Annotated in this window: 27 protein-coding genes; 15 read left to right on the top strand and 12 right to left on the bottom strand. The window is 68.5% G+C overall.

Features of this window, described 5'->3' with window-relative positions:
• Window positions 1-13: 13 nt before the first annotated feature.
• From OOT46_RS01015 to OOT46_RS01005, 4 genes are read right to left on the bottom strand one after another with little or no spacing between them, the layout of a single operon-like run.
• Entirely contained in the window at window positions 14-916 is a 903-nt protein-coding gene (locus OOT46_RS01015) for a MipA/OmpV family protein (RefSeq protein ID WP_265401712.1), read from the bottom strand.
• On the bottom strand, window positions 913-1,479 hold the full coding sequence (locus OOT46_RS01010; protein WP_416136133.1) for a Rid family hydrolase: 567 nt from the start codon (window positions 1,477-1,479) through the stop codon (window positions 913-915). Before OOT46_RS01010 ends, OOT46_RS01015 begins: the two co-directional genes overlap by 4 nt.
• Window positions 1,407-1,952 (bottom strand): hypothetical protein, encoded by a 546-nt coding sequence (locus OOT46_RS30855; protein ID WP_416136128.1) that lies wholly within the window; start codon window positions 1,950-1,952, stop codon window positions 1,407-1,409. The genes OOT46_RS01010 and OOT46_RS30855 overlap by 73 nt, the downstream gene beginning before the upstream one ends.
• Entirely contained in the window at window positions 1,949-3,277 is a 1,329-nt protein-coding gene (locus tag OOT46_RS01005; protein WP_265401710.1) for an NAD(P)/FAD-dependent oxidoreductase, read from the bottom strand. Before OOT46_RS01005 ends, OOT46_RS30855 begins: the two co-directional genes overlap by 4 nt.
• A gap of 228 nt (window positions 3,278-3,505) precedes the next feature.
• On the opposite strand from OOT46_RS01005, the gene OOT46_RS01000 reads away from it, so the two are divergent.
• The 6 genes from OOT46_RS01000 (at window position 3,506) to kynA (ending at window position 9,402) form a co-directional block, all read left to right on the top strand.
• Window positions 3,506-4,177, top strand: coding sequence for a hypothetical protein (locus tag OOT46_RS01000; RefSeq protein WP_265401709.1), 672 nt, complete (start codon window positions 3,506-3,508; stop codon window positions 4,175-4,177).
• Between the two features lie 28 nt (window positions 4,178-4,205).
• A complete protein-coding gene (locus OOT46_RS00995; RefSeq protein ID WP_265401708.1) occupies window positions 4,206-4,571 on the top strand; it encodes a YkgJ family cysteine cluster protein in 366 nt (121 codons plus the stop codon).
• A gap of 112 nt (window positions 4,572-4,683) precedes the next feature.
• The gene (locus OOT46_RS00990) at window positions 4,684-6,414 is read left to right on the top strand and encodes a vWA domain-containing protein (RefSeq protein WP_265401707.1); all 1,731 of its coding nucleotides are present in this window, start codon (window positions 4,684-4,686) and stop codon (window positions 6,412-6,414) included.
• 122 nt (window positions 6,415-6,536) lie between these two features.
• Window positions 6,537-7,163: an arylformamidase gene (kynB, locus tag OOT46_RS00985; protein WP_265401706.1), complete on the top strand. Its 627-nt coding sequence runs from the start codon at window positions 6,537-6,539 to the stop codon at window positions 7,161-7,163.
• A 63-nt stretch (window positions 7,164-7,226) separates the two neighbouring features.
• Window positions 7,227-8,498, top strand: a complete 1,272-nt coding sequence (kynU, locus tag OOT46_RS00980; protein ID WP_265401705.1) for a kynureninase — start codon at window positions 7,227-7,229, stop codon at window positions 8,496-8,498.
• 52 nt (window positions 8,499-8,550) lie between these two features.
• Window positions 8,551-9,402, top strand: coding sequence for a tryptophan 2,3-dioxygenase (gene kynA / locus OOT46_RS00975; protein ID WP_265401704.1), 852 nt, complete (start codon window positions 8,551-8,553; stop codon window positions 9,400-9,402).
• Window positions 9,403-9,439: 37 nt separating this feature from the next.
• Here kynA and OOT46_RS00970 read toward each other — a convergent pair whose 3' ends face one another.
• Entirely contained in the window at window positions 9,440-9,892 is a 453-nt protein-coding gene (locus OOT46_RS00970; protein WP_265401703.1) for a hypothetical protein, read from the bottom strand.
• Between the two features lie 536 nt (window positions 9,893-10,428).
• Here OOT46_RS00970 and OOT46_RS00965 point away from each other — a divergent pair.
• The 4 genes from OOT46_RS00965 (at window position 10,429) to OOT46_RS00950 (ending at window position 13,347) form a co-directional block, all read left to right on the top strand.
• The gene (locus OOT46_RS00965; RefSeq protein ID WP_265401702.1) at window positions 10,429-10,905 is read left to right on the top strand and encodes a dienelactone hydrolase family protein; all 477 of its coding nucleotides are present in this window, start codon (window positions 10,429-10,431) and stop codon (window positions 10,903-10,905) included.
• 41 nt (window positions 10,906-10,946) lie between these two features.
• The gene (locus OOT46_RS00960; protein WP_265401701.1) at window positions 10,947-12,251 is read left to right on the top strand and encodes an argininosuccinate synthase; all 1,305 of its coding nucleotides are present in this window, start codon (window positions 10,947-10,949) and stop codon (window positions 12,249-12,251) included.
• A 181-nt stretch (window positions 12,252-12,432) separates the two neighbouring features.
• Window positions 12,433-12,621 (top strand): hypothetical protein, encoded by a 189-nt coding sequence (locus tag OOT46_RS00955; RefSeq protein ID WP_265401700.1) that lies wholly within the window; start codon window positions 12,433-12,435, stop codon window positions 12,619-12,621.
• Window positions 12,622-13,029: 408 nt separating this feature from the next.
• Window positions 13,030-13,347 carry a pyrimidine/purine nucleoside phosphorylase gene (locus tag OOT46_RS00950; RefSeq protein WP_265401699.1) on the top strand — a complete coding sequence of 106 codons (318 nt, stop codon included), beginning with the start codon at window positions 13,030-13,032 and terminating at the stop codon, window positions 13,345-13,347.
• A gap of 107 nt (window positions 13,348-13,454) precedes the next feature.
• Here the strand turns inward: OOT46_RS00950 and OOT46_RS00945 are convergent, their stop codons facing one another.
• The 3 genes from OOT46_RS00945 to OOT46_RS00935 form a co-directional block, all read right to left on the bottom strand.
• Complete coding sequence (locus tag OOT46_RS00945; protein ID WP_265401698.1) at window positions 13,455-14,228, bottom strand: CsgG/HfaB family protein; 774 nt, start codon at window positions 14,226-14,228, stop codon at window positions 13,455-13,457.
• Window positions 14,229-14,653: 425 nt separating this feature from the next.
• Complete coding sequence (locus OOT46_RS00940) at window positions 14,654-15,652, bottom strand: HEAT repeat domain-containing protein (protein WP_265401697.1); 999 nt, start codon at window positions 15,650-15,652, stop codon at window positions 14,654-14,656.
• Between the two features lie 66 nt (window positions 15,653-15,718).
• Window positions 15,719-16,399 carry a hypothetical protein gene (locus OOT46_RS00935; protein WP_265401696.1) on the bottom strand — a complete coding sequence of 227 codons (681 nt, stop codon included), beginning with the start codon at window positions 16,397-16,399 and terminating at the stop codon, window positions 15,719-15,721.
• Window positions 16,400-17,318: 919 nt separating this feature from the next.
• Here OOT46_RS00935 and OOT46_RS00930 point away from each other — a divergent pair.
• Window positions 17,319-17,960, top strand: a complete 642-nt coding sequence (locus OOT46_RS00930; RefSeq protein WP_265401695.1) for an SMI1/KNR4 family protein — start codon at window positions 17,319-17,321, stop codon at window positions 17,958-17,960.
• Here the strand turns inward: OOT46_RS00930 and OOT46_RS00925 are convergent, their stop codons facing one another.
• Both OOT46_RS00925 and murB read right to left on the bottom strand, forming a co-directional pair.
• Window positions 17,961-18,755: a glycine-rich domain-containing protein gene (locus OOT46_RS00925; RefSeq protein WP_265401694.1), complete on the bottom strand. Its 795-nt coding sequence runs from the start codon at window positions 18,753-18,755 to the stop codon at window positions 17,961-17,963.
• A gap of 107 nt (window positions 18,756-18,862) precedes the next feature.
• Window positions 18,863-19,879, bottom strand: a complete 1,017-nt coding sequence (gene murB, locus OOT46_RS00920; RefSeq protein WP_265401693.1) for a UDP-N-acetylmuramate dehydrogenase — start codon at window positions 19,877-19,879, stop codon at window positions 18,863-18,865.
• A gap of 60 nt (window positions 19,880-19,939) precedes the next feature.
• Here murB and OOT46_RS00915 point away from each other — a divergent pair, with 60 nt between their 5' ends.
• The 4 genes from OOT46_RS00915 to OOT46_RS00900 all read left to right on the top strand — a co-directional run bounded on the left by OOT46_RS00915 (window position 19,940) and on the right by OOT46_RS00900 (window position 23,580).
• Entirely contained in the window at window positions 19,940-20,425 is a 486-nt protein-coding gene (locus OOT46_RS00915) for a YajQ family cyclic di-GMP-binding protein (RefSeq protein ID WP_265401692.1), read from the top strand.
• A 20-nt stretch (window positions 20,426-20,445) separates the two neighbouring features.
• Window positions 20,446-21,084, top strand: a complete 639-nt coding sequence (locus OOT46_RS00910) for a retropepsin-like aspartic protease family protein (RefSeq protein ID WP_265401691.1) — start codon at window positions 20,446-20,448, stop codon at window positions 21,082-21,084.
• Between the two features lie 131 nt (window positions 21,085-21,215).
• The gene (locus OOT46_RS00905; RefSeq protein ID WP_265401690.1) at window positions 21,216-22,409 is read left to right on the top strand and encodes an acyl-CoA dehydrogenase family protein; all 1,194 of its coding nucleotides are present in this window, start codon (window positions 21,216-21,218) and stop codon (window positions 22,407-22,409) included.
• A gap of 28 nt (window positions 22,410-22,437) precedes the next feature.
• Window positions 22,438-23,580, top strand: a complete 1,143-nt coding sequence (locus tag OOT46_RS00900; RefSeq protein ID WP_265401689.1) for an acyl-CoA dehydrogenase family protein — start codon at window positions 22,438-22,440, stop codon at window positions 23,578-23,580.
• 88 nt (window positions 23,581-23,668) lie between these two features.
• On the opposite strand, the gene OOT46_RS00895 is transcribed toward OOT46_RS00900, so the two are convergent.
• Together OOT46_RS00895 and OOT46_RS00890 are read right to left on the bottom strand one after the other, a co-directional pair.
• Window positions 23,669-24,568: a DapH/DapD/GlmU-related protein gene (locus tag OOT46_RS00895; RefSeq protein WP_265401688.1), complete on the bottom strand. Its 900-nt coding sequence runs from the start codon at window positions 24,566-24,568 to the stop codon at window positions 23,669-23,671.
• Between the two features lie 70 nt (window positions 24,569-24,638).
• Window positions 24,639-25,979 (bottom strand): calcium-binding protein, encoded by a 1,341-nt coding sequence (locus tag OOT46_RS00890; protein WP_265401687.1) that lies wholly within the window; start codon window positions 25,977-25,979, stop codon window positions 24,639-24,641.
• Window positions 25,980-26,008 lie beyond the last annotated feature (29 nt).

Genomic DNA, 26,008 nt, shown 5'->3' with positions numbered 1-26,008 from the left:
CGGCCAGGTCCTGTCAATCGTCGACCTGCACCATCTGCTCGGAGGTCGCCAGCACCCAGGACACGCCGATGCCGGCGCTCAGGTGATGACGGCGCTCCACCAGCGGGCTGTCCTCGAACACCGCCCCTCGGAGGTGGTCGTAACGCACGAAGGCGCCGACCCAGGTGCGCTCGAAGCGACGCGACACGGCCGCCAGCGTCTGCCAGCCGCCGTGGCCGCCGCTGGCGCGGTAGGCCGGGCGCGTCGCGGTGGCGTCGGCCGCCTCGACACCGTAGAAGTGCTGGTGGTAACGGCGCGTCGCGAACATCGGCCCCCCCTGCAGTCCGACGTTCCAGCCGCCGGCCACGCCGGCGATGTCGAGGTTGAGGTTGGGCGTGAACACCGAGCCTATCGTGCGTGGCGAACGCTCCAGCGTGATGGCGGTGCGCACCGGCAGACGCAGGTCCAGCCGCGCCCCCTTGGAGCCCGAGCGCCACAACGTGACATTGACGTTGGGCCCCACTTCGACGGTGCCCGGCAGGTCGTCCATGCCGGCGCGCGCGCCGCGCGACTCGCCGCGGGTCGGCGGCGAGCCGTTGACGCTGATGTCGACCTCGACGCGGCGGGCGTCGAACAGCACTGCCCGGGCGCCCTCGCGGTCCGCCTTCAGCCAGGTACCGCGGTAGACCACGTAAGGCAGCGGCAGCAGGTAGTTGCTGCGCTCGGCCGAACCGCGGTAGTCGGGCAGGGTCAGCCCGCCGACCCCCAGTCCGAGTTCCCACAAGGGGCGCTGCGCGGAGCGCTTGTCGAGCGGCTGCGCCGCTGCAGCGGCGGGTTCCGGGGCGGCCAGGGTGTCCTGGGCCGAGGCGGCAGCCGCCCCGAGCGCCAGGACCAGGCCGAAAACGACGCGCCCTTGGGGCAAGTTGTGAAACGTCACGTGGCGTCCTTGATCGTCACGATGTTCTGGGCCTCGATCTCGACCAGCAGGTCGGCGCGGCAGATGTCGGCGCGCAGGTAGATCGCCTCGCGCGCGCCGGCGGAGCGCGGCCCGATAAAACGCTCGAAGGTCTGCTGCACCGCGTCGAGGTCGCGACTGTCACGCACATAGACGGTGTAGTCCAGCGCGTCGATGCGGTGGGCGTCCGGGGCGCGGCTGTGCGGTGCAGCGGCCCGCAGCACGGCCTCGATGTTGGCCATGGTTTCCTCGGTCTGGCGGCGCACGTCGCCGTGGTGCAGGGTCGCGTGGCCGACGATGCTGGCGGTGCCGGAGATGAACAGGGCCTCGCGCCCGGGGCCCAGCTCGGCCACCGCCGCCCGCGAGAAGGTCGGGCTGCGCGGCCCGTACTCCTTGGGATAGTGGTAGGCGCTGACCTGACGCGGGTTCTCCACCGCGCGCGGCGGCCGCCGCCCGGCCAGGAAGTGCACCGTCAGCATGCCGCCTTCGGTGCCCAGCGCGCAGGCGGCCGGCGAGCCGTCGAAGGCACTGCGGCGCGCGGCCAGGAAGGCCTGCTGGCGGCCGATGTTGAAGTGGCGGTAGCGCTCCGAGGCCGGCGCTGCCGTGGTTGATGCCGGGCACATAGTTCCACAGCCGCAGCAGGGTGCGGGCAGCCGCTGGTCTCCAGCAGCTCGAACAGCTCGCTGTAGGCCTGCAGCGCGGCGGCCTCGAGCCCGCCCCGGAGCGCCCGGTCGTCGACCAACGCAGTGCCGTGCAGCCACTCGCCATCGCAGCTCCAGCTCAGGCAGCCGCGCTGCTCGCTGCGCACATCCCGGTGCACCAGCCACTCCTCGAACACCGGCGAGGTGGGCAGCAGCAGCGCCGGGGCGGCCTGCTCGACCCCCTCGATCACCGCATGGCCGCGGCGTGACAGCAAGTGCAAGCCGGCAGGGAGCCGCTCCGCGGCCTCGGCGCGGTAGCGACGGTGAGCCAGGGCGTGGTCGGGCCCGCCCGCCGTGGAATCGAAGGCCGCGCTCACGAGTTGCTCATCCCGACGTCACGGATGTTGACCTGGCGCTGCCGCCAGGCCTTCCAGGTGCGCACCGGGTGACTCAGCGACACGATGTAGTAGAGGCCCTTGAGGATGCGCAGCGAGCGCCAGATCGGCGTCTTGCCGTAGATGTCGCCGGCCAGCAGCGACAGCAGCGCCTCCTTGACGCGCCAGCGGTTGACCGGCCCCATGAAAAACTCCCGGATGGTCGGGTTGGTGACGCGGAAGATGAACCAGGAGAACTCGCGCGGCCCGAAGCGCGACAGCGCTTCGAAGCGCTGCCGCGCCGCGGCCGCTTCGGCCGGGCGGTCCAGCGTCGCTTCGATGACCTCGACGCCGTGGAAGGCGCTTTTCATCGCCAGGTAGACGCCGGAGGAGAACACCGGGTCGATGAAGGTGAAGGCGTCGCCCAGCATCAGGTAGCGCTCGCCGCTGCAATGACTGGCGCTGTAGGCGTAGTTGCCGGTGGCGTGCACCTGGTCGTCGACCAGCTCGGCATCCTTGAGCCGGTCGGCCAGCTCGGGCGCCATCGCGATGGTGTCGCGGAAGAACTCCGCCAGCGGCTTGCTGCGCGACTTCAGGTAATAGGGCCAGCACACCGCACCGACGCTGGTGGTGCCATCGGCCAGCGGGATGAACCAGAACCAGCCGTGCGGGAACCACAGGATGCTGATGTTGCCTTCGAGCTTGCCTTCCAGCCGGCGCGCATTGCGGAAGTGGCCGAACAGCGCGGAGCTGTTGTGCTTGGGGTTCTTGACCTTGCACTTGAACTGGTTCGCCAGCAGGGTGTCGCGCCCCGAGGCATCGACCAGGAAGCGGGTGCGCCAGGTCTGGCGCGCGCCGTCGTCCAGCTCGACCTGCACCGTCGCGCCTTCGGCGTCGAACTTCACCTCGCGGACACGACGGCCTTCCAGCGTGCGCGCGCCCTCGCGACCTGCCTGGCGGAACAGCAGCTCGTCCATCTCGGAGCGGCGCACCTGCCAGGCATAGGGCATGGACTTGTCCCAGGCGTCGCCGAACTCGATATAGCTGCGCTGCGCATGCTCGGGCGAGACAAATTCCACGCCCCACTTCGCCATGCCGATGCGCTCGATCTCGGCGCGCAGGCCCAGCTGGTCGAACAGCTCGACATTGGCCGGCAGCAGCGACTCGCCGATGTGGAAGCGCGGGTGGTGCGCCTTCTCCATCACGACGACGTCGCGGCCCTTGCGAGCAAGCAGAGTGCCCAGCGTTGCGCCGGCCGGTCCCCCTCCGACAATAAGCACCTCGCATTCCAAGGAGGCTGCAGAGGAAGTGGTGGCTGTGGGTTGCATGCGGATGAAGACGGTGAGCGCTGCGCCGGGATGACGAGCAACCACGGTAAGTCGAAGCAGGTTGTGTCAAGCGGAAACACGAGCCGGAATTCTATCGTGGCCCCCTGGTGCGGCCGGTGGGCGGGTGTCGCCCATTTGAGGGATAAGCGCCGGCTTCGTGATGGGTTACCGCCTTGGCCGCACACCCGCTTGCAGCCGGCGCGCAGGCGGGTGGTAGCCTGCGCACCCATGCGACTGCTTCCCGAACACCGCCAGGAACTGCTGGCCGACTGGCAGCGGCTGTGCGAGCGCCTCGGCCTCGCGGGCCGGGCCTGCACCGGCGTGGGCGAGAGCCTGGTGTCGGCCTGGAGCCGCTGGCCGCGTCGTTACCACGACGCCAACCACCTGCTGGCCTGCATCCGGCACTGGCGCGAGTTCGCGCCGCGCTGTGAGGACCCGGACGCGGTGGCGCTGGCGTTGTGGTTTCACGACGCCGTCTACTGGCCGTGGTCGAAACAGAACGAGCGACGCAGCGCCGACTGGGCCTGCCGTTTCATCCGCCACGCCGGCCTGCCCGAGGAGCGCGCCCGCGAACTGGCCGACAAGGTCGACGCGCTGATCATGGCGACCCAGCACCACAGCGGACCGCCGGCCGGCGATGCCGCCTGGGTGGTGGACATCGACCTCGCGATCCTGGGCCAGCCGCCCGAGGTTTATGACCTGTTCGAGGCCGGCGTGCGCAGCGAGTACCGCTGGGTGCCGGCCGCCGCCTATGCCGACGGCCGTGGCCGGGTGCTGCAGAGCTTTCTGGACCGGCCCCACATCTACACCACCGAGCCCTTCCGGCAACGCTACGAGCAGGCCGCCCGTGCCAACATGGAGCGCGCCCTGACCCGCCTGCAGGCCGCTCCCGCCGGCTGAATCCGACGGATCTTCGCCCCAGTCCTGGATGAGCCACGCCAGCCCGACCGACTTCTGCACCTCTTGCGGCGCCTGCTGCGCCAGCTTTCGTGTCGACTTCGCCCGCGAGGAGCTGGACGACAACGGCGGCCGCGTGCCCGCCGGACTGGCGGTGGACGTGACGCAGCACACCTGTCGCATGCGCGGCACCGATCACGCGAGGCCGCGCTGCGCCGCCCTCGTCGGCACGGTGGGCGTCAAGGTGTCCTGCGGCATCTACGAGTGGCGACCCTCGCCCTGCCGGGAGTTCGGCCAGTGGGCTTCGATCGGGGTCGGCGACGAGGCCTGTAGCCGGGCGCGGGCGCGCCATGGCCTGGCTCCGCTGGGCCGGCCGAAGCCCGCCGAGACGCGCTGACGCAGCCTGCCGCCGACTTTTCTCGCGCCGTTCAACCCCGTTTCGGCGCACCGCGCGTTTCTCTCCGACATCGCCCCGCCGGGGCGGCCTCATGCACAACGGAGAGACTGCCATGACCCATCAACCGCCGGCGCCCGCGCGCGCCCTGCCCCAGCGCCTGCTGGCTACCCTGCTGGCCCTGGCCGTGACCGCCTGCTCGTCCAGCGGCCCTGCCACTCGGCCGGCCGAGCCGCAGGCCACCGGTTCGGCCGTTCCACCGGCCCCGACCGCCGCGCCGGCCGCCGACAAGCGCAGCCGTGCCGAGGCCGGTGTGCTGTCGCGCGAGGCGCAGCCGACCCCGCCGGTCGCGGCGGCGCCGCTGTCCACACCCTATCTGCCCCACCCGGTCCAGGACGTCGGGCGCGACAGCGCCTACCTGGGCGTGACCACGCGCGGGGCCACGCCCCATCCAGTCAAGCGGGTTGCGGTGGAGCCGGTCTCCACCTTCTCGATCGATGTCGACACCGGCTCCTACAGCAGCGTGCGCAGCCTGCTCCGGCGCGGGTTGGCGGTGCCGCGCGACGCGGTCCGGGTCGAAGAGATGCTGAACTATTTCAGCTACGACTACCCGCGCCCCGACGCCCGCAGCGGCCTGCCCTTCGCGGTGCACAGCGAGCTCGCGACGACCCCCTGGAACCCGCGCACCCGGCTGCTGAAGATCGGCATCCAGGCAGCCGACCCTGCCAAGGAGACGCTGCCGCCGGCCAACCTGGTCTTCCTCGTCGACGTCTCGGGCTCGATGAACATCCCGCAAAGCCTGCCCCTGGTGAAGCAGGGCCTGCTCGCCTTCGTCGACCAGCTGCGCGCGCGCGACCGCGTGTCCATCGTGACCTACTCGGGCAGCACGCGGGTGCTGCTGGAATCGGTGCCGGGCGATCGCAAGGAGGAGATCCGGCGCGCCATCGAGTCGCTGCGCGCCGGCGGCAGCACCGCCGGGGCCTCGGGCCTGCGGCTGGCCTACGAGCAGGCACGCAACGGCTACATCGAGGGCGGCATCAACCGCATCCTGCTGGCGACCGACGGCGACTTCAACGTCGGCGTGACGAACATCGACCAGCTCAAGGAGATCGTGGCGGCCGAGCGGCGCAGCGGCATCGGACTGTCCACGCTGGGCGTCGGCCATGCGAGCTACAACGACGCGCTGATGGAGCAGATCGCCGACGTCGGCGACGGCAAGTACTCCTTCCTCGACACCGTGGCCGAGGCGCGCAAGGTGCTGGTCGACGAGTTCACCTCCACGCTCGCGACGGTCGCCAGCGACGTCAAGCTGCAGGTCGAGTTCAACCCGGCGGTGGTGAAGGAATACCGCCTGATCGGCTACGACAACCGCCAGCTGGCCCGCGAGGACTTCAACAACGACCGCGTCGACGCGGGCGATGTCGGCGCCGGCCACCGGGTCACGGCGCTCTACGAAATCACGCTGGCCGGCGAGCGCGGGCTGCATGACGAGGAGCGTTACGCGGCCAACCGGCCGGCGGGCCCCGTCGCAGGCGCCGGCGGCGCCGACGAGCTCGGTTTCCTGAAGCTGCGCTACAAGCGGCCCGGGGAGACCGAGAGCCGGCTGATGGAGCATGTGCTGGCGCGCCGCGCACGCGCCTTCGACCGCGTCGACAGCGACTTCGGCTTTGCGATGGCGGTCGCCGGCTTCGGCCAGCTGCTGCAAGGTTCGCCCCACCTGCAAGGTTATGGCTGGCCCGACGTGCTGCAACTCGCCGAGCGCCACCGCGGACGCGACCGCGACGGACAGCGCAGCGAGTTCATCGAGCTGGCGCGGCGGGCCGCCCGCCAGGGTCACTCGGAGTGAGGCGGCGCCGGCGCACGCCGCCGGCAGCCATCGGGGAAAGCGAGCAGCGTTGGAATTAACCGACACCACGGCTATTTTCGGGGTGCTAGAAACCGGGCTTGCCTGCTTCCATACTGCTTTGCATGAAACGCCTCTGGGACATCTCGCCGCCGGTCTACGACGGCAGCCCGGTCTTCCCGGGCGACACGCCCTACCAGCAACGGTGGAGCGCCCGGCTCGGGCCGGGCTGCCCCGTCAATGTCGGCCAGCTGACCCTCTCGCCGCATGTCGGCGCACACGCCGACGCGCCGCTGCACTACGCCAACGGGGCCGCGCCGGCCGGTTTGCTGGACCTGCAGCCCTACCTGGGTCCCTGCCGGGTGGTGCACTGCATCGGTCGCGGCCCGCTGATCCGCATCGAGGACCTGCAGGACCACGTCGACGCGCTGCCGCCGCGCGTGCTGGTGCGCACCTTCGAGCAGGCGCCGGTGCACCGCTGGGTCGACGACTTCGCGGCCTTCGCGCCCGAGGCGCTGGCGTGGCTGGCCGACCACGGCGTGCAGCTGGTCGGCATCGACACCGCCTCGGTGGACCCGGCGTCCAGCAAGACCCTGGATGCCCACCAGATCCTGCTGCAGCGTGACCTGCGTGTGCTCGAGAACCTGGTGCTGGACGACGTGCCGGCCGGCGACTACGAGCTGATCGCCCTGCCGCTGAAGCTGCTGCAGGCGGATGCGAGCCCAGTGCGCGCGGTGCTGCGCGAACTCTGAAAAAACAAGCGCCCCGATTCGACCCCCGGGGCGGCGAGCCTGCGCCCCGACACAGGAGTTTCCATGACCACCCGTGACGCCTGCCTGGCCCTCGACCGGGCCGACCCGCTTGCGCCTTTGCGCGAGCTCTTCGAGCTGCCCGAGGGCACCCTCTACCTGGACGGCAACTCGCTGGGGGTGCTGCCGCGCGCCACCCCGGCCCGGGTGCACCAGGTGGTGCTCCAGGAGTGGGGTCGCGACCTCATCAAGAGCTGGAACAGCGCCGGCTGGATCGACCTGCCGGCACGCGTCGGCGACAAGATCGCCCGCCTGATCGGCGCTGCGCAAGGCGAGGTGGTGGTGGCCGACTCGACCTCGGTCAACCTCTACAAGGTATTGATGGCCGCCGGACGCCTGCAGCGCGACCGCGCGCCGGCGCGCCGCGTGCTGTTGTCCGAGCGCAGCAACTTCCCGACCGACCTCTACATCGCCGAGAGTGTCTGCGAGGCGCTGGGCTGGACCCTGGCGCTGGTCGAGCCCGACGAGATCGAGGCCAGCCTCGACGACCAGCTGGCAGTGCTGATGCTGACTCACGTCAACTACCGCAGCGGCCGCATGCACGACATGGACCGGCTGACCCGGCGCGCGCACGCGGCCGGCGCGCTGGTCGTGTGGGACCTGTGCCACTCGGCCGGCGCCGTGCCGGTGGGTCTGCACGCGAGCGACGCCGACTATGCCGTGGGCTGCGGCTACAAGTACCTCAATGGCGGCCCCGGCGCACCGGCTTTCGTCTGGGTGCACCCGCGCCACGCCGACCGCTTCTCGCAGCCGCTGTCCGGCTGGCTGGGCCATGTCGCCCCTTTCGAGTTCAACCCGCACTACCGGCCCGCGGCGGGCATCGCGCGTTATGTCTGCGGCACGCCCCCGGTGATCTCGATGGCCGCGCTCGAATGCGGCGTCGACACGGTGCTGGCGGCTGAACCACTGGGCGGCATGGCGGCACTGCGTGAGAAGTCCATCGCGCTGACCGAGCTGTTCGCGCAGCTGGTCGAGACGCGCTGCGCCGGCCACGGCCTCGCGGTGGTCTCGCCGCGTGAGGCGGCGCAACGCGGCAGCCAGGTCTGTCTGACGCGCGGCGAGGGCGGCTACGCGATCGTGCAGGCCCTGATCGCCCGCGGCGTGATTGGCGATTTCCGCGCCGGCGACGCCGAGACGCCGGACATCCTGCGTTTCGGCTTCACGCCGCTGTACTGCCGCCATGTGGACGTGTGGGACGCAGTGGAACAACTGCGTGAGGTGCTGGCGAGCGGCGAATGGCAGCGCCCTGAGTTCAACCGACGCCACGCCGTGACCTGAAGCCGATGATGATGAGCACGGCGAGACGCCGCGAGATCGAGAGGAGCCCGTGATGACCGCCACCCCGCCCGCCCCCGAGCAGATCGTCCACGACGAGAAGGCACAGCTGGATTTCTCGCGCGACATGAGTTACGGCGACTACCTGCACCTGGAGCAGATCCTGGGTGCGCAGCATCCCCTGTCGCCGGACCACAACGAGATGCTGTTCATCGTGCAGCACCAGACCAGCGAGCTGTGGATGAAGCTGATGCTGCACGAGCTGCGCGCGGCGATGGCCTGCGTCGCGCGCGACGAGCTGCAGGCGGCCTTCAAGATGCTCGCCCGGGTCAGCAAGATCATGGAGCAGCTGGTGCACGCCTGGGACGTGCTGGCGACGATGACGCCGCCGGAGTACTCGGCGATCCGGCCCTACCTCTCCAACTCCAGCGGCTTCCAGAGCTGGCAGTACCGCTGCATCGAGTTCGCGCTCGGCAACAAGAACGCGACGATGCTGAAGCCGCACGCGCACCACGGTTCGCGCCTGGCCGAGGTCGAGGCGGCCTTGCACACACCGTCCTTGTACGACGAGGCGCTGCGCTTGCTGGCCAGGCGCGGGCTGCCGGTGCCGGCGACGCATACCGAGCGCGACTGGAGCCAGGCCTACCGCGAGGACCCGCAGGTCGAGCAGGCCTGGCTGCAGGTCTACCGTGACCCGCAGCGTCATTGGGACCTCTACCAGCTCGGCGAGGAGCTGACCGACGTCGAGGACAGCTTCCGGCTGTGGCGCTTCCGGCACGTGACCACGGTCGAGCGGGTGATCGGCTTCAAGCGGGGCACCGGCGGAACCTCGGGGGTGAGCTACCTGCGCAAGATGCTGGACGTGGTGCTGTTCCCCGAGATCTGGAAGCTGAGGACCGATCTCTGAAAAGGCGCGGAAAAAGGCGCGCGAAGGCGCCCGCGGCTCATCGTGCCCCGGACGAGCCCGGGCCGCCCTTGTCCGGGCCGGACTGACGGATCCGGCGCCACTGGTCGAACTCCTCGGAAAACTGCTTGTACCGTTCCTCGCGCCAGCGACGGTAGTCCTCGTCGAGCGCGCGCGCGTGTTCGGAGCGCCACTGTTGGAAGTCGGGGTCGTGGTGGGCTCCGAGGTAGAAGTCGCGCTGGCCGCCGCCATAGCTGCCGCCGCCTTCCTGGCCCCCGCCGGCATGGCCGCCATAGCTGCGGCTGGGCGCGCCGGGCCGATAGGGGCGGTCGTACTCGTCGGCGAACTGCCCATCGTCCTGGCCCTCGCCCCCGCCGCCCTGCGAATGGGCCCAGTGGCCGCCGCCCATGTCGCGGAGATCCCTGTCTCGTTCGCGCTCGCCGCGGGCTGAGGCGCGGTCCCGATCTGCGCGGTTTCTGTCGTGCATGTCCATGGTTTCACTCCTGCTTTGGCTCGCTGCCTCCCTCCTCGCGCCCGGCGGTGAACCGCCCGCCTCCGCGGACCGACGGGCTGCTGTGCCCCCCGACGGCCTGACACCCGGAGGTTCGGAGACCGCCACACCACAGCTGGAGCAACGCCCGTTCCCTCTGCGGGTACCCCGCCTCCCCGGCCGCAGGGTGTCGCGCGGGAACGGCAGCTGCTCGCGTTGCCACTCCGTGCCCCTGCGGGGTCGGTTCCGCGCCAGGGGGCTGTAAATCCGACCCCTTCTCACGACGTCCCGGCCGCCTTGCGCGCCCCCGGAGCCGGCAGGAATGGGTGTTGCACGCCTCGGCGGTGTGGACGCCGGAGCCCCCCACACATCGAGAGGCCGTTTCGCCGACCGCCGCGAGGCGGGCCGGCAGCTGGCCCGCGCACTCCTGCCTCTGCGGGACGAGCAGGCGCTCCAGCAGCAGGGGCCGCGGCGCACGGTCCTGGCGGTGCCTGTCGCTGGACCTGCTGACGGAGGAGGAAGCACGCAGCCGCGCGAGCGTGTTCGACATTCCCCTGCTGGCCGCGCGCCTCGGCGAGTCGACCGTGTGGGCGCGCTCGCGGGAGGACACGAGCCCTCTCGCCACCGGCTACTTCGGCGCAAGCACCGGTGCTGCCGCTGCATTGATCGCTGCCAGGCGAAGCGAGCACCGGATCGCCGCCGTGGTGTCGCGCGGCGGCCGGCCCGACCTCGCGGGCCAGGCCTTGCACGACGTCGAGGCCCCGACACTGCTGCTCGTCGGCAGCCTGGACCTGCCGGTGGTCCCGCTCAATGAGGCCGCCTTCGAGCGCCTCGCCGGCATCAAGGAGTTGACGCTGGTGCCCGGCGCCGGGCATTTGTTCGAGGAGGCCGGCACGCTGGACCTCGTCGTGCAACTCGCGGCGGCCTGGTTCGAGCGTTTCCTTCCCGGGCCGACCGCGCCGCTCGTCCACTCGCATGCAGTGCCGCACACCGCACCGGGAGGCCGCCCCCCGTAGAATCTCTCCTTTTCCGCGCAACCCAAAAAGAGATTGCCTTCATGTCCCAGCAGATCAAGAAAGTCGTCCTCGCCTATTCCGGCGGCCTCGACACCTCGGTGATCCTGAAGTGGCTTCAGGACCAGTACCAGTGCGAAGTCGTGACCTTCACGGCCGACATCGGCCAGGGTGAGGAAGTCGAGCCGGCCCGCGCCAAGGCCCTGAAGATGGGCATCAAGCCCGAGAACATCTTCATCGACGATCTGCGTGAGGAGTTCGTGCGCGACTTCGTGTTCCCGATGTTCCGCGCCAACGCGCTGTACGAAGGTGAATACCTGCTCGGCACCTCGATCGCGCGCCCGCTGATCGCCAAGCGCCTGATCGACATCGCGAAAAAGACCCGCGCCGACGCCATCAGCCACGGCGCCACCGGCAAGGGCAACGATCAGGTGCGCTTCGAGCTCGGCGCCTATGCGCTGATGCCCAACGTCAAGGTCATCGCCCCCTGGCGCGAGTGGGACCTGCTGTCGCGCGAGAAGCTGCTGGCCTATGCCGACCAACACAAGATCCCGGTCGACTTCAAGAAGCGCAAGGGCGGCGGCGCACCCTACTCGATGGATGCCAACCTGCTGCACATCAGCTATGAAGGCGGCATCCTCGAAGACCCCAACTTCGAACCCGAGGCCAGCATGTGGCGCCTGACGGTGTCGCCCGAGAAGGCGCCCGGCAAACCCCAGATCGTCGAGCTGACCTACGAGCGCGGCGACATCGTCGCGATCGACGGCCAGAAGATGTCGCCCGCCACCGTGCTGGAGACGCTCAACAGCATCGGCGGCCGCCACGGCATCGGGCGCCTCGACAAGGTCGAGAACCGCTATGTCGGCATGAAGAGCCGCGGCTGCTACGAAACCCCCGGGGGCACCATCATGCTGGCCGGCCACCGCGCGATCGAATCGATCACGCTGGACCGCGAAGTGCTGGCGCTGAAGGAAGACCTGATGCCCCGCTACGCGCGCATGGTCTACAACGGCTACTGGTTCAGCCCCGAGCGCGTGCTGCTGCAGGGCCTGATCGACGCCTCCCAAGCCACCGTCAACGGCAAGGTGCGCCTGAAGCTCTACAAGGGCACCATCATGTGCGTGGGCCGCGAATCGCTGACCGACTCGCTGTTCGACCCCACCATCGCGACCTTCGACGACGACGGCGGCGCCTACAACCAGGCGGACGCGGCAGGTTTCATCAAGCTCAACGCGCTGCGCATGCGCATCGCCGCGAACGCCCAGGCCAAGCGCTCCGGTGCTGCCAGGGCGGCCGGCAAGACGGCTGCCAAGAAGGCTGCGGCTCCCGCCAAGAAGGCCAAGAAGTAAGGCCTCCGGCGAGACATCGCCGCACCCTCCGGCCAGGGCCCCACGGGGCCCTGGCTTTTTTTCTACGCTGCGTCGCCCGTGTGCGACACGCCCCCTGCCTTGCGCCGGCGCAGGGCCCAGCGGGTCAGCGGTTCGAAGGCCTCCAGCAACTGCGAGCCCAGCGGAGTCAGGCGGTCGGGCTTTGGCGAGGCCCAGCTGCGCTCGCTGGCCGCCGGCCGACGGGTCAACCGACGAGCAGGCCATCCTCGATCTGTGCAGCGAACTGCAGCTGGAGCTGATCGCGCTCGCCGGCTTCTACCGCACCGTGTCGAGCTTCGCCAACGGGCTGCGACTGCCGCTGGAGCCCCAGGCGACGCGTTTTCCAAGCTGAGGGGAGCGCGAAGAAGCAGCGGGAAAGCCGGCGTGGCGACGCCACGCCGGCACAGAGGGGCTCTGGGGACAGGGCCCCCGGAAGTCGGTCGCCTCCCTGACAGAGACCTGCGCCGCAGGCCCTGCCTCTATCGACCGCTTCCGAGGAGACGGCCGCCGGCATCGCCGGCGGTACTGCACATCGCGACAGGTCCGGATCCCCGACCGGCCGGCCCTCTTGCGGCGCCGAGGCCACCGATGTGGCGGTGTGCTCTCGCGCGATGGCAGCGTGGAGCTCAGTGTGACCCGAGCGGCGCGGCTCCACCATCCCCCACGGGAGGGCCCTGCGCCCCTCAAGCAAGGGGATGCAAAGCGGCGCCGATGTACCATCGCAAGCTCGCATTCACCTCCCTCTGTCCACCGCAGCACCATGAGCAAGCAGATCGCCAACGTCTCCGTCAACGCCCAGGCCAACGTCTACTTCGACGGCAAGTGCGTCTCGCACACCCTCACCTTCGCCGACGGCACCCGCAAGAGCGTCGGCGTGATCCTGCCCGCGACCTTGACCTTCAACACCGGCGCGCCCGAAGTGATGGAAAGCGTCGCCGGCGCCTGCCAGGTCAAGTTGGCCGGCCAAAGCGAATGGAAACACTACGAGGCCGGCCAGTCCTTCGAGGTGCCGGCCCAGTCCAGCTTCGAGATCAAGGTCGAGGGCGAGCCCTACCATTACGTCTGCCATTTCGGCTGAGCGACACGCTCGCCCCATGCAAAAAGGCCGCAGAGCGGCCTTTTTGCTTTCTTGTGCAGCGGGCTTGCGGCCCGCCGGCTCCCTGAATCTGCGCGAAGCGACGGCGTTCAGCGGCCCTTGCTGGCCGGCGTGCTGCCGCCCTGCACGCCCAGGCGCCCGCCGGTGCCCAGGCCGCCGCGCACTTCCTGTGCCTTGTAGTTGCGGACCGCGCGCACCATCTGGTTGTAGGAGTCGGCAAAGGCCGCCACCACCACCTTGCCTTGCGGCGTCTTGCCGTAGGCCCCCACGCCGACCGCGGCATTGCGGTAGACCCCGGCCAGCAGGCCGAAGTCCATGTTGCCCGAGCTGCCCTCGGCCGCGGCCAGCTGCACGCCGGAGCGGTTGTCGATCAGGGTCAGCATCGTGGAGGCTTCGTTGTACTTCATCGAGCCGCCGACCGCGCTCAGCACGCTGCCGACACGCCCGCCCACCAGGCCGCTCACGCCACCCGTGTCCTTGGCGCTGATCGTGACGCTCGGGCTCATCGTGAAGTCGGCGGCGACCATCTGGCCCTTGCCGAAGTTGCTGTTCTCGCGCAGTTCGCCGCTGTCCTGCAGGCCGCGCTCCTGGCGCATGTTGCGCATCGCCACGCCGCGCTCGACCACCACGAAGCAGTTGGACTGCTGCACCAGCATGCGCAGCACCGGGATGGTGGATTGCAGGTTGTGCGTGCGCAGGTCCGAGTACCACGAGGAGCCCTGGTCTTCGACCAGCGCGACGGTGCCCAGCGATTCGGTGCAGCGCTCCATCGCGGGATTGGCGTTTTCGGAGGTGGAGCCGGCCGTCGCGCCGGTGGCGGCGGTGCGGGCGCGGCTGTCGCCGATGCTCGGTGCGGTGGCCATGCAGCCTGCCAGCACCAGGGCAACTCCCAGGGCGCTTGCGGTGCGCCCACCCGCCTGCCAGCCCGACCTACTCTTCAATTCAGACACCGCTTGCATACCCGCTCCCGTCAGATCGCTTCCTGCGCCCGGCGCCGCGCACCCCGTGTGCGTCGGCCGGCAAGGTGCGCAGGCTCCAAAGCCCAGCGATGGTATCGAGTAGTTTCGGGCTTGGCTGTCCCTAAGTTGAGGGACTGGGCGCCACCGCGACGGGACGGCGGTACGGCTTTCTGGCGTCTCTTCGTGGCTGTCGTGGGGCTCAAAGTTGCACGATGGGATCGCAGGAGAAGGAGGGGGCGTGTCGCCCGGCACACAAGACATGTGCCAGAGCGACCGTGGCACCGGCGGTGCCGCGGTCCAGGCAGGCGGGGGCACACCACGCCGCTCGCCTATTGCTGCTGTTGCAGCGCAGCAAGTCGAGCCGTTTCCTCTTTCGTAAGACGGAAGGACTGCAAGGCATCCATGGCCTCGGAGCGGACCTCCGGATCGGCCTGTGGATTGAAGCTGATCTCGAGCAACTGCGACTTGGCTTCGCTCGAACGGATGCCCGCATCGACGACGGCCCCGATCCCGATGATCTGCACCGTCGGGTCGGTGTCGGCCACGGCCTGGCGCACGAGAGGCTCGACCGAGTTGGTGCGGTCGGCTTGAATCAGGGTCGCGACGCTCTCCCGACGCAGCTGCGGATCGGGGCTGCTGACGTGCTGTCGCAGTTGCTGAACCAGCGCTTCATCGATGTGCATGTCGGCGAGGCTTCCGGAATCTCGCAACGCACTGATCGCACCCGCCAGTACTTGCGGGTTCCCTTCGGTCAACACGACCTGCCTTGCGGCGGTCGCCAGGGCCGCAGGGGGATCAGGCAAGGAGGAAAGCAAGTCGAAGGCCTTCTGCCTCGCTTGAACGTCGGGATTGCGCAGCAGGACTTCGGCGGAGCGCTCCAGCAGCTTCGGTTGTGCCTGGGAGAGTGTGGTCGCCAGGAACTGCAGCAGCTCCGGGTCGGCGTCCTTGCCTCGCATGATCTGATCGGCCATCTCGGCCGCCAGCTTTTTGTCGCCCTGCACGCGCCGGATCAACTCGTCCGGCGTCATCGCCTGCAGCGACTGCCATCTCTGCTCGGCGTCGGAAAGCCGCCCGGCACCACCCGCCGTCGGTCCCGACACACTCGGTGTCGCCGGTCCCTGAGGACGGCCCTGGGCGAGCGCCGTGGGCGATGTCAAGGGACTACCGGTCGCTGCGTGCATCGGCGAACCGTCTTGTCCCGCTTCAGCCGTGGCGGGTGTTTCGGCGATGGACCAGCCCAGCCCGGCACCGGTGAGGCCGCTGATGACGGCGGTCAATGTCAGGGTCGACAAGCGCCCTGACGAAGTACGCTGAGAGAGGATTCCCATGTTGTCCTCATCGTTTCAGTGAGACGGGATGACAGTCACGCCGCTGCTGCCGCTGCGTCGCCCGCATCAGCTCACCTGCGCAGCAGCCGCGATCTTCTTGTACCGATAGGGCTTCGCATACCGATTACCCACCTTGTAGTTCACCGCGCGGATATGTTTGATGGCGCCATGCCCTCCCCTTTGCTCGAGGGTATGGATCTTCGTGCGGGCGGCATTCGCCCAACCATTGAAAATCACCACGTGGTTGTAGCGGCTGCCGTTCGGGGTGCCGAGCGTGCCCACGACGTCGCCCTTTCTGAGGCTACCCCGGCCAATGCGCCTGAGATCACCTGGCAGACTTCGGGTTGTCTCGCTTCTGGGGAGGTGCACGCCCATGGAGACCATCCCGGAGCAATCGGTACGGTAGCGCTTGCCCTGCGGATCGCGGTGGTATTTGGACATGCTGTATGGCACGTGCCGGTTCACCCAGTACATCGCCCTGCTGATGACTTCGCTGCGGGTGATGGTGCCGCCCACCTTGGATTTCGCTGCGGCTTGCGGACGGGCGAGATCGGCCTCCTGCGCGTGTCCACCTTGGGGCGCCATCAGCGCGCCCGAAGCCGCCAAGGCAGCGACCAGGAAGGTGCGCAACAGACGGTACCGGGCCCCGGAGTTCATGTTGTCCGCGTTCGTCGATGCGGGCTTGAACGATCCCGGTGGCGCGGCAAGCGCCGGCGTTGCCAAAGAGGGATGAGACAGGGCAGTCATTGGTGGAAGCTCCTGAGTTGGTAGACGACTTCGGGCGGATTTGTTCGACGCCACGCTGGACCTTGCGGCGCGGCCGCGCGGCGACCTCACAACAGGTCCTGTGACTTCGTCGATGGGCCACTCTCCAAGACGGCAGAATGCGCATGGCAACTTGCGGGAGCGACCGGTCAAAAAATGGTCGATGAGCCGTTGGTTAGGAACGGTGCTTTTCCCTTTCCAATGGTTCGAACTTGGACGGCGGTGAAAGACATTCGTCGATCAATCGAGGTCGGGACGCAGCGGATCTCTCTCGCCGGCTGGGCGACTCGGGCGGCAATGCCCGAACGCGAACGGACATCGCCCGAAGACACCGGTGTGCTTGTTGCATGCCTTACCTGTTGTCGGGCACTGCGAGCGGGCGCAGCGAGATCCACTTGTGCACGGGGCACGTCGCCGAATTCCCCGCCGGCCTGCGCCACCGGACGCTGCTCGACGAGCGGCTCGTCGGTGGCGGGTGGCCGGCATCAGCGCATCAGGCGGCAAGCTGCGCTGAAGCAGCACGCCCCGGCGGGCGATGCGGTGGTGGCGTCGCGCGGCTACCCTTCTTTGCGCTGGCGGAGCAAGTGCTCGCCGAAGCGGACCGAGCCCCACACCGACCCACTCGTCGTTGCGAGCCTTCGCCGGGGCTCGACCCTGGCTGTGTCTCGCGCCCGGATCGGGCCGGTTTCGCGCCCGTTCGCGAAGACCAACATGGGGGCCTACTACCGTCCCGGGTCGACCTCGACGCGCCATATTCTCGCGACCCATAATCGATCGTCGGGAGGGCTCTACGGCGGATTCCTCCAGCGCGAACGCGTCCTTCCCGAGAAGGTTGCCACCGATCCGTTCTGGGTCTACGTCAAATAAGTGAACGGAGGGGGACACCCCTCCCTACCTGCAGATGATTTCGCCACATCAACTGGACGCCAAGCTGCGCCTGCACGGGTTCTCGCCCCGAGGGGGTGTCGTTGCACCTGGGGTCCCCTCCGAAGCGTTGGAAGAACTGGAGCACGTGACCGGCGTCGAGCTACCGCCGGCGTTTCGGGAACTTTACTCCTACAGCTGTCGGCCGTTTCTCGACTGGGTCGATCCTCACGGCGATGACATGCCGGCGCCCATTGAGTGCTTCGAGACACCGCTAGCATGGGACGAGGTGCTTCCCGAGTGGCAGCTGGCGCGAGAACTGGAGCGTGACATGCCGGAACTCGGGTGCGGCGATTTGCAGCCGGGGCACGTCGTTCGTCCCTGCTTCTACTGGTCTGGTTGGCTACCGATTGCTCGGGATGCCACCGGATGCGTGACCTACATCGACACGGACCCCGGTCCTGCGGGGGTGGTCGGTCAGATCTTCATGCAAGGACCAAGCGGCGGACCGGTTGATGTGCTGGCTGCCAACTTGGGCGAATATTTCGATCGCCTCGTCTATTGCCTGGATGCCGGGTTGATTGTCGCGAAGAATGGGGAGTGGCTTAGTAGTACAACGGGCGAACTGGTCCATCAGTTCAAGGCCGAGGTGGATCGTGCCGCCGCGCTCGGCGCCTAACTAGTCGCCGCCACCCCCGCCGCAGCCGCCGCCGCACCCGCCACCCCCACCGTCTCCACCGCCGCCATCTCCCGCGCAGCCACCGCCGAGCGTGCCGCCACCGCAGCCCGAACCGTCGAGAGCGGTGGCGCAATAAGTGGCTCGCGGGTCGTCGGGCGCGAATTCGCGGCAGTCCAGGCTGTAGCGGAACCCGTCGGGGATGGCCAGCTGGGCGTCAAGCGCGAACAGCAGCGGCAGCGCCGTCGGCCGTGCCGGATCGATGCCCTGCGAGCGGCAGGCATGCTGCCAGGCGTGGCGCAGCCCCGCCTTGGCGCCCGCCTGGGTCTGGTCCAGGGTCGCGGCCGGCTTGTGGTCCAGGAATCGGCCGAAGCCGCGATGGCAGAACTCGCGGTAGGCCGCGGTGTCGAGGATGAACTCGTGCCACATCCGGTCCACCACCTGCGAGGGCATCGCGACGAAATCGCGGCCGTGCAGCCACACCACAAAAAACTGTCGCAAGCCCTTCTCGACCAGTGCGAGCTGCTCGGGCTGCAGGTGGGGGTAGGTCTTGCGCACCGCGCCGCGCAGGTGGCGGGGCAAGGGGGCGTGGCGCAGGAAGTGCTCACGTCGCTTGCGGTGGGCTTCGCCGGCCACCGCCAGCAGCGCGAGGCACAGCACGCTGGCAAGGATGGCCAGCCCCACCGAGCCGGGACCGGTCAGCACCGGCCACCAGGCGGCGCCAGCGACCAGCAGCGCCAGGTACCTGGGCAGGCGCCACAAGGGGGAACCGGCCGGGATGACATAGGACGTCGTCATTCTTGTTTTTCTCCTTTGTTGTTGTTCTTGCCGCGCACTATTGCCGCGCTTCATGACGTTTGCGTGACAGCGGCCTCCCGCGCCCCTCCCGAGCCCGGCGCCTGTCCCTAAACCACCACGGGCTCGGGTTCCAGACGGATGCCGAAGCGCCCGTAAACGCTTTCCTGGATGGCGCGCGCCAGGGTGACCACCTCGGCGCCGATCGCGCCGCCTCGGTTGATCAACACCAGCGCCTGCTTTTCGTAGACGCCGGCCCGTCCGATGCTCTTGCCTTTCCAGCCGCAGGCGTCGATCAGCCAGCCGGCGGCCAGCTTGAAGCTGCCGTCGGGCATCGGGTAGTGCACGATCTCAGGGTCGCGACCGATGATGTCGCGGCACTGCTCGACCGTGACCACCGGATTCTTGAAGAAACTCCCGGCGTTGCCGACCACCGCCGGATCCGGCAGCTTGGCGCGCCGGATCTCGCACACCCAGTCGTAGACCTGGCGCGGCGTCGGGGCGTGCTGGCCGGTCTCGGCCATCTTGCGCTCCAGGTCGAGGTAGCCCAGCAGGGGCTGCCAGGGTTTGGGCAGGCGAAAGCGCACCCGGGTGATCAGGCTCTTGCCCGCCAGCGACTGCTTGAAGACGCTGTCCCGGTAGCCGAAGCGGCAGCTGGGCCGGTCCAGGGTGGCGCCGCGGCCCGTGACGAGGTAGACGGCGTCCAGCGATTCGAAGCGGTCCTTCAGCTCGACCCCGTAGGCGCCGATGTTCTGCACCGGCGAAGCCCCGACGGTGCCGGGAATCAAGGCCATGTTCTCCAGCCCGGGCAGCCCCTGGTCCAAGGTCCAGGTGACGAAGTCGTGCCAGTTCTCGCCCCCGCCGGCCTCGACGATCCAGGCGTCGGCGCGCTCCTCGACGATACGCCGGCCCTTGACCTCGACCTTGAGCACCACCTGGCTGACGTCGCGCGTCAGCACGATGTTGCTGCCGCCGCCGAGAACGAATTTGGGCAGCTTGCCGAGTTCGGGATGGTCGAGCACGCGGCGCACGTCGGCGTCGCTCTCGATGCGAACCAGGGTCTGGGCCAGCGCCGGCAGGCCGAAGGTGTTATACGGTTTCAGGCTCACGCCTGTTTCGATTTGCATGGCAGAATTTTCTCCGATTCGCCTTCTGTCCTCATTTCCTCATCCGAACGCGCCACCACCATGCCCAGCTTCGATACCGTCCTCGAACCCAATCTCGTCGAAGTGCGCAACGCGGTCGACCAGAGCAACAAGGAAATCGGCACCCGTTTCGACTTCAAGGGCTCCGACTCCCGCATCGAGCTCAAGGACAAGGAGCTGACCTTGTACGCCGACAGCGATTTCCAGCTCGGCCAGGTGCTCGACATCCTGACCCTGAAGATGACCAAACGCAGCGTGGATGCGCGTTTCCTCGACATCGGCAAGATCGAGAAGATCGGCGGCGACAAGGTCAAGCAGGTGGTCAAGATCAAGGCCGGCATCGAGACCGAGCTGGCCAAGAAGATCCAGCAGCTCATCAAGGGCAGCAAGATCAAGGTCCAGGCCAGCATCCAGGGCGACACGGTGCGCGTCAGCGGCACCAAGCGCGACGACCTCCAGGCAGCCATCGCGCTGCTGAAGAAGGACGTCACCGAAGTGCCGCTGACCTTCAACAACTTCCGCGACTGACCCGCTCCGTCGCCCCCACCATGAAACTCGCTTGCAAGCGCGGCCTGGCCGCCGCCCTGGTCCTGCTGTGCCAGGCCGCCCTGGCGCAGAGCGTCGCGCTGACCGGCAGCCTCGGCAGCAAGGCGCTGCTGATGATAGACGGCAAGGCCCGCACGGTCGCGGTCGGCAGCAGCGTCGACGGCGTGCGCCTGCTGAGCCTGACCGACGGCCAGGCCCGCATCGAGGCCGGTGGACGGCAGCAGACCCTGGTGCTCGGCGGCTCGCCAGTGCGTCTGGGCGGCACGTCGTCCGGCGCCCGCATCGTGCTGAGCGCCGGCAGCGGCGGGCATTTCCACGCCGACGGCCAGATCAACGGGCGCAGCGTGCGTTTCATGGTCGACACCGGAGCCACGCTGATCTCGATGGCGGTGTCGGACGCGCAGCGCATCGGCCTGAAGTACCAGGACGGCCAGCGCATCAACCTCAGCACCGCCAACGGCGTCGTGCCCGGCTATCTGGTGTCGCTCGACCGGGTGCGGGTCGGCGACGTCGAAGTTTTCAATGTGCAAGGTGTGGTGGCGCAGCGCGACATGCCCTACATCCTGCTCGGCAACAGCTTCCTGAGCCGTTTCCAGCTCAAGCGCGAGAACGACCAGCTCACGCTGGACAAGCGTTTCTGAACGCCGCCCCGCTTCCCCCGCGCCCCCCGGAACGACCCTGATGTCGCGACCGGGACAAACATTTCCGAACGATCGTACTTAAACTGTCCCGTCAAGCCGCCCCGCGCGGGCCGGCACCCAAGGAGACAGCGATGGATTTGAACTTCACGCCGGAAGAGCAGGCTTTCCGGGAAGAGGTGCGGTCGTGGGTCAGGGCCAACCTGCCCAAGGAAATCAGCCACAAGGTGCACAACGGGCTCCGGCTGGACAAAAACGACATGCAGACCTGGGCCCGCATCCTGGGCAAGAAGGGCTGGCACGGTGCGGCCTGGCCCAAGCAGTTCGGCGGCCCCGGCTGGAACGCCGTGCAGCGCCATCTCTTCGAGGAAGAGTGCGCGCTGGCGGGCGCGCCGCGGGTGGTGGCCTTCGGGCCGGTGATGGTCGCCCCCGTCATCATGGCCTTCGGCTCGCCCGAGCAGCACAAGCGCTTCCTGCCCGGCATCATGAGCGGCGATGTGTGGTGGAGCCAGGGCTACTCGGAACCCGGTTCGGGCTCGGACCTGGCCTCCGTCAAGACGCGCGCCGAGCGGCGTGGCGACAAGTACATCGTCAACGGCCAGAAGACCTGGACCACGCTGGGCCAGTACGGCGACTGGATCTTCTGCCTGGTTCGCACCAGCAACGAGGGCAAGCCGCAGACCGGCATCTCCTTCCTGCTGATCGACATGAAGTCGCCCGGCATCAGCGTGCGCCCCATCATCACGCTGGACGGCGAGCACGAGGTCAACGAGGTGTTCTTCGACAACGTCGAGGTGCCGGTCGAGAACCTGGTGGGCGAGGAGAACAAGGGCTGGACCTATGCCAAGCATCTGCTGGCCCACGAGCGCACCAACATCGCCGACGTCAACCGCGCCAAGCGCGAGTTGGAGCGCCTGAAGCGCATTGCCCGGGTCGAGAAGTCCGGCGGCCGTGCGCTGATCGACGACGTGCGCTTCCGCGACCAGATCGCGCTGCTGGAGGTCGACATCGTGGCGCTGGAGATGATGGTGCTGCGGGTGCTGTCGGCCGAGCGCGGTGGCAAGCAGGCGCTGGACGTCGCGGCGCTGCTGAAGATCCGCGGCTCGGAGATCCAGCAGCGCTACACCGAGCTGATGATGCTGGCGGCGGGCCCCTACTCGCTGCCTTTCATCTTCGAGGCCATGGAAGCCGGCTGGCAGGGCGACTACGTCGGCGCGATGCACTGCGCGCCGCTCGCCTCCACCTACTTCAACGTGCGCAAGACCACCATCTACGGCGGCTCCAACGAAGTGCAGCGCAACATCGTCGCCCAGACGGTGATGGGCTGAGCGCGGATCGCGAGCCAGGAGACATCGCATGGATTTCGAATACAGCGACGACCAGCAGCAACTTCGCGACGCCGTCGCCAAGTGGGTCGAAAAGGATTACGGTTTCGCCCGTCGTCAGGCCATCGTCAAGGCCGGCGGCTTTTCACGTGAGACCTGGGGCCAGATGGCCGAGCTGGGCCTGATGGGCCTGGCCGTGCCGGAGGCACACGGCGGCATGGGTTTCGGCCCGGTCGAGGCGATGGTGGTGATGGAGGAACTCGGCCGCGGCATCGTGCTGGAGCCCTACGCGCCGGTGGCCCTGGTGGCCGGCAGCCTGCTCGGCGGCCACGCCCCCGAGGAGGTGCAGGCCGAATGGCTGCCGCGCCTGGCCGGCGGCGAGGCGATCGTGGTGCTGGCCCACCAGGAGCGCGAGGCGCGCTACGTGCTGCGCCATGTGAACACCAGCGCGCGCCGCCAGGGCGACGAGTGGCGGGTGAGCGGCACCAAGAGCGTGGTGCCGGTGGGCGACCAGGCGGATGCCTACATCGTCTCGGCCCGCGTCTCGGGCGCGGTCGACGACAGCCAGGGCATCGGCCTCTTCCTCGTCGAGCGCGGCGCCAGCGGTGTCAGCACCCGTGGCTACCCGACGCAGGACGGCGGCCGGGCCGCCGAGGTGAGCTTCGCCGACGCGCCGGCACGCCTGCTGGTCGGACCGGACGACGGCTACTTCGCGCTGGAGACGGCGGCCGACGTCGGCATCGCAGCGCTGTGCGCCGAGGCGGTGGGCGCGATGGACCAGCTCCTGAAGGTGACGGTGGAGTACCTCAACACGCGCAAGCAGTTCGGCGTGACCATCGGCAGCTTCCAGGCGCTGCGCCACCGCGTCGCCGACATGAAGATGCAGCTGGAGCTGGCGCGCTCGATGAGCTACTACGCGACGCTCAAGCTCAACGACGACCCGGCGCAGCGCCGCCGCGCGATCTCGCAGGCCAAGGTGCAACTGGGCCAGGCCATGCGTTTCGTCGGCCAGCAATCCATCCAGTTGCATGGCGGCATCGGCGTGACCGAGGAGTACATCGCCGGCCACTACTTCAAACGGCTCACCTGCATCGAAATGAGCTTCGGCGACACGCTGCACCACCTGGCGGAGGTGTCGGCGCGCATGCAGGACACGGCGGGCGTGTTCGCCTGAACGGCGGCGGGCCGGTGCCTGCCCGCCCCGGGCGGGCGCCGGGCACCGTGCCTGCCAATGCCGGACGGCCTCAGGTGGCGCAAGACCTTCAGTTGCTTTGATGGAGGTCGTCGTTCAGCCCGCCCCAGGATCTCCCATCGGTAGCAACGCATTCAATGCTGCCCGACTGGCTGTTACGCCGAAACAGCAAGCCCGACATGCCGGACAGCTCCCGGGCCTTGACGACCTTGCCGCCAGGTGTGCGCACCTTGCTGCCTGCGGTCACGTAGAGGCCGGCTTCGACGATGCAGTCGTCGCCCAGGGAAATGCCGATGCCGGCATTCGCCCCGATCAGGCTGCGTTCCCCGACCGAGTTGACCTGCTTGCCTCCGCCGGACAGCGTGCCCATGATCGATGCACCCGCGCCGACGTCGGCGTTGCGTCCCATCACCACCCCGGGCGTCACGCGCCCCTCGATCATCGATTCCCCCAGCGTCCCGGCGTTGAAGTTGACGAACCCTTCGTGCATCACGGTGGTGCCGGGTGACAGATGCGCGCCGAGGCGGACCCGATCCGCGTCGGCGATTCGCACCCCCTCCGGCACGACGTAGTCCGTCATCCGGGGAAACTTGTCGATCGACGGGATGCCCAGGTGGTGGGTGACGTGCTGCAGCTTGACGCGAAGCTCCGGCACGCGCGAGGGAAGGACCGGCCCGACGCTGGTCCATGCCACGTTGTTCAGCAGATCGAACAGGCCGTCCAGGTTCAGGGTGTTCGGACGGAATGCGAGCTCGGACAGCAGGTGCAGCCGCAGATAGACGTCCTCCGCGCTGGTCGGCGGCCTATTCGGCGATGGCAAGGACAGGGTGACGAAGTCGCCCACGATCAAGCCGAGCTTTTCAGCCAGGCAGTGCCGCTCGATAGCCTCATTCGAACGGGGAAACCACACATCGAGCGCCTTTCCCGATGCGGCATCGCGATAGCGGTGCCCGATCCTTGTGCTGTTCATTGTCTGACCTCCCGCAAGGATGGGCCAGACCGGGCCTGCACCGTGGCTCAGGCCCGGCCTTCCAAAACGCTCAGGCGCCGTAGATGAAGTCGGAGGTGTCGAGCGCGGCAGCCGCGCCCGTGCCGACCTTCGCCAACAGCCACGCGTCGCCGCCCGTGCCGCTGGTCGGGTTGTACCAGAGGGCGCCGCTGGCCGTGTCGACATAAAGGCCCGCAAGGCTGTCCGCGGCCTGGCCGGTGGCGCCGGCGCCCTTGAAGAAGCTGCTCACCGACAGCCGGTGGCCGGCGGCCGCGCCACCGTCGAACTGCAAGCCCACCAGGCCGTTCGCGACACCGCCGGCCATCAACTGGTCGAGCGCATCGCTGAGCACCAGGGTGTCGTGGCGGTGCGAGAAGTCGGTGATGGTGTGGTGGTAGGCGTCCGAGGGCCGCTCCAGCCCGAAGACGAAGCGGTCCCCGCCGCTGCCGCCGGTCAGCACGTCACCGAGCATGTGGGCGTACAGCGTGTCGTTGCCGGCACCACCGTCGAGGGTGTCGAAGCCGGCGTCGCCGTTCAGCGTGTCGTTGCCGCCTTCGCCGCGAAGCACGTTGGTCCACTGGTTGCCCGTGATCTGGTTCGCCCGGGCGTTGCCGCGGCCGTCGGACTCACGGGCCCAGTCCGTCAGCACGAGATTCTCGATGTTGGCCGACAGCGTGAAGCTGTCGTAGGCGTACACGGTGTCCACGCCGCCGCGGTCCTCCTCGGTCACCGTGTCGATGGCCTCCACCTCCCGGTAGATGTCGTTGCCCCGGCCGCCGTCCATGTGGTCGGCGTCGCCGTCGGCATAGCCGATCAGCGTGTCGTTGCCGTTGCCGCCCAGCAGCACGTCCTTGCCCCGGCTGCCGAACAGCGTGTCGTTGCCGTTGCCCCCCACGAGGAAGTCGTCGCGGCCGTAGATGTCGCCGTCCGAGCCACCGCTCAGGAAGTCGTCGCCGTTGCCGCCGAACAGCAGGTCGTCACCGTCGCGTCCGTAGATCGTGTCGTTGCCGTCCAGACCCATCAGCGTGTTGCCGTTCCAGTTGCCGCTGATCTCGTTGTCCATAGCGTTGCCGAGGCCGATGTAGGCGGCCGGCCGGTCCTCGACATGGCCATCGGGAAACTCGACTTGCTCGGTGGGGGCGTTGCTGAGCTGGAGCACTTCCACGTTGGGCGCCAGCGTGTAGTTGTAAAGCCTCGACACCACGACGTCGTGTCCTTCGCCGCCCCGCTCGACCACCCGGTCGCCTTGGGAGTTGATGTGGTAGGTGTCGTCCCCGGTGCCGCCGCGCATGACGTCTTCGCCACCAGACCAGTTCGAATTGAAGGAAGAGGACTCGCCGGCGGCGACATCCGCCAGGGAGTCGTCGCCCTCGGTACCGTTGATGGTTGCCATGTGAACCTCCTGAGTTGCATTGTCGGGAT

Source organism: Aquabacterium sp. A7-Y (assembly GCF_026153205.1).
Taxonomy (GTDB): domain Bacteria; phylum Pseudomonadota; class Gammaproteobacteria; order Burkholderiales; family Burkholderiaceae_C; genus Caldimonas.
The sequence above is the reverse complement of the archived record's forward strand: the minus strand, read 5'-3'. Positions and strand labels throughout refer to the sequence as shown.

Bases quoted from the DNA above. Each gene is read 5' to 3' on its own strand.
- OOT46_RS01005 (WP_265401710.1), bottom strand. From the start codon at position 3,277: ATGCAACCCACAGCCACCACTTCCTCTGCAGCCTCCTTGGAATGCGAG.
- OOT46_RS01000 (WP_265401709.1), top strand. From the start codon at position 3,506: ATGCGACTGCTTCCCGAACACCGCCAGGAACTGCTGGCCGACTGGCAG.
- OOT46_RS00995 (WP_265401708.1), top strand. From the start codon at position 4,206: ATGAGCCACGCCAGCCCGACCGACTTCTGCACCTCTTGCGGCGCCTGC.
- OOT46_RS00990 (WP_265401707.1), top strand. From the start codon at position 4,684: ATGACCCATCAACCGCCGGCGCCCGCGCGCGCCCTGCCCCAGCGCCTG.
- kynB (WP_265401706.1), top strand. From the start codon at position 6,537: ATGAAACGCCTCTGGGACATCTCGCCGCCGGTCTACGACGGCAGCCCG.
- kynU (WP_265401705.1), top strand. From the start codon at position 7,227: ATGACCACCCGTGACGCCTGCCTGGCCCTCGACCGGGCCGACCCGCTT.
- kynA (WP_265401704.1), top strand. From the start codon at position 8,551: ATGACCGCCACCCCGCCCGCCCCCGAGCAGATCGTCCACGACGAGAAG.
- OOT46_RS00970 (WP_265401703.1), bottom strand. From the start codon at position 9,892: ATGGACATGCACGACAGAAACCGCGCAGATCGGGACCGCGCCTCAGCC.
- OOT46_RS00960 (WP_265401701.1), top strand. From the start codon at position 10,947: ATGTCCCAGCAGATCAAGAAAGTCGTCCTCGCCTATTCCGGCGGCCTC.
- OOT46_RS00950 (WP_265401699.1), top strand. From the start codon at position 13,030: ATGAGCAAGCAGATCGCCAACGTCTCCGTCAACGCCCAGGCCAACGTC.
- OOT46_RS00945 (WP_265401698.1), bottom strand. From the start codon at position 14,228: ATGGCCACCGCACCGAGCATCGGCGACAGCCGCGCCCGCACCGCCGCC.
- OOT46_RS00940 (WP_265401697.1), bottom strand. From the start codon at position 15,652: ATGGGAATCCTCTCTCAGCGTACTTCGTCAGGGCGCTTGTCGACCCTG.
- OOT46_RS00935 (WP_265401696.1), bottom strand. From the start codon at position 16,399: ATGACTGCCCTGTCTCATCCCTCTTTGGCAACGCCGGCGCTTGCCGCG.
- OOT46_RS00930 (WP_265401695.1), top strand. From the start codon at position 17,319: ATGATTTCGCCACATCAACTGGACGCCAAGCTGCGCCTGCACGGGTTC.
- OOT46_RS00925 (WP_265401694.1), bottom strand. From the start codon at position 18,755: ATGACGACGTCCTATGTCATCCCGGCCGGTTCCCCCTTGTGGCGCCTG.
- murB (WP_265401693.1), bottom strand. From the start codon at position 19,879: ATGCAAATCGAAACAGGCGTGAGCCTGAAACCGTATAACACCTTCGGC.
- OOT46_RS00915 (WP_265401692.1), top strand. From the start codon at position 19,940: ATGCCCAGCTTCGATACCGTCCTCGAACCCAATCTCGTCGAAGTGCGC.
- OOT46_RS00910 (WP_265401691.1), top strand. From the start codon at position 20,446: ATGAAACTCGCTTGCAAGCGCGGCCTGGCCGCCGCCCTGGTCCTGCTG.
- OOT46_RS00905 (WP_265401690.1), top strand. From the start codon at position 21,216: ATGGATTTGAACTTCACGCCGGAAGAGCAGGCTTTCCGGGAAGAGGTG.
- OOT46_RS00900 (WP_265401689.1), top strand. From the start codon at position 22,438: ATGGATTTCGAATACAGCGACGACCAGCAGCAACTTCGCGACGCCGTC.
- OOT46_RS00895 (WP_265401688.1), bottom strand. From the start codon at position 24,568: ATGAACAGCACAAGGATCGGGCACCGCTATCGCGATGCCGCATCGGGA.
- OOT46_RS00890 (WP_265401687.1), bottom strand. From the start codon at position 25,979: ATGGCAACCATCAACGGTACCGAGGGCGACGACTCCCTGGCGGATGTC.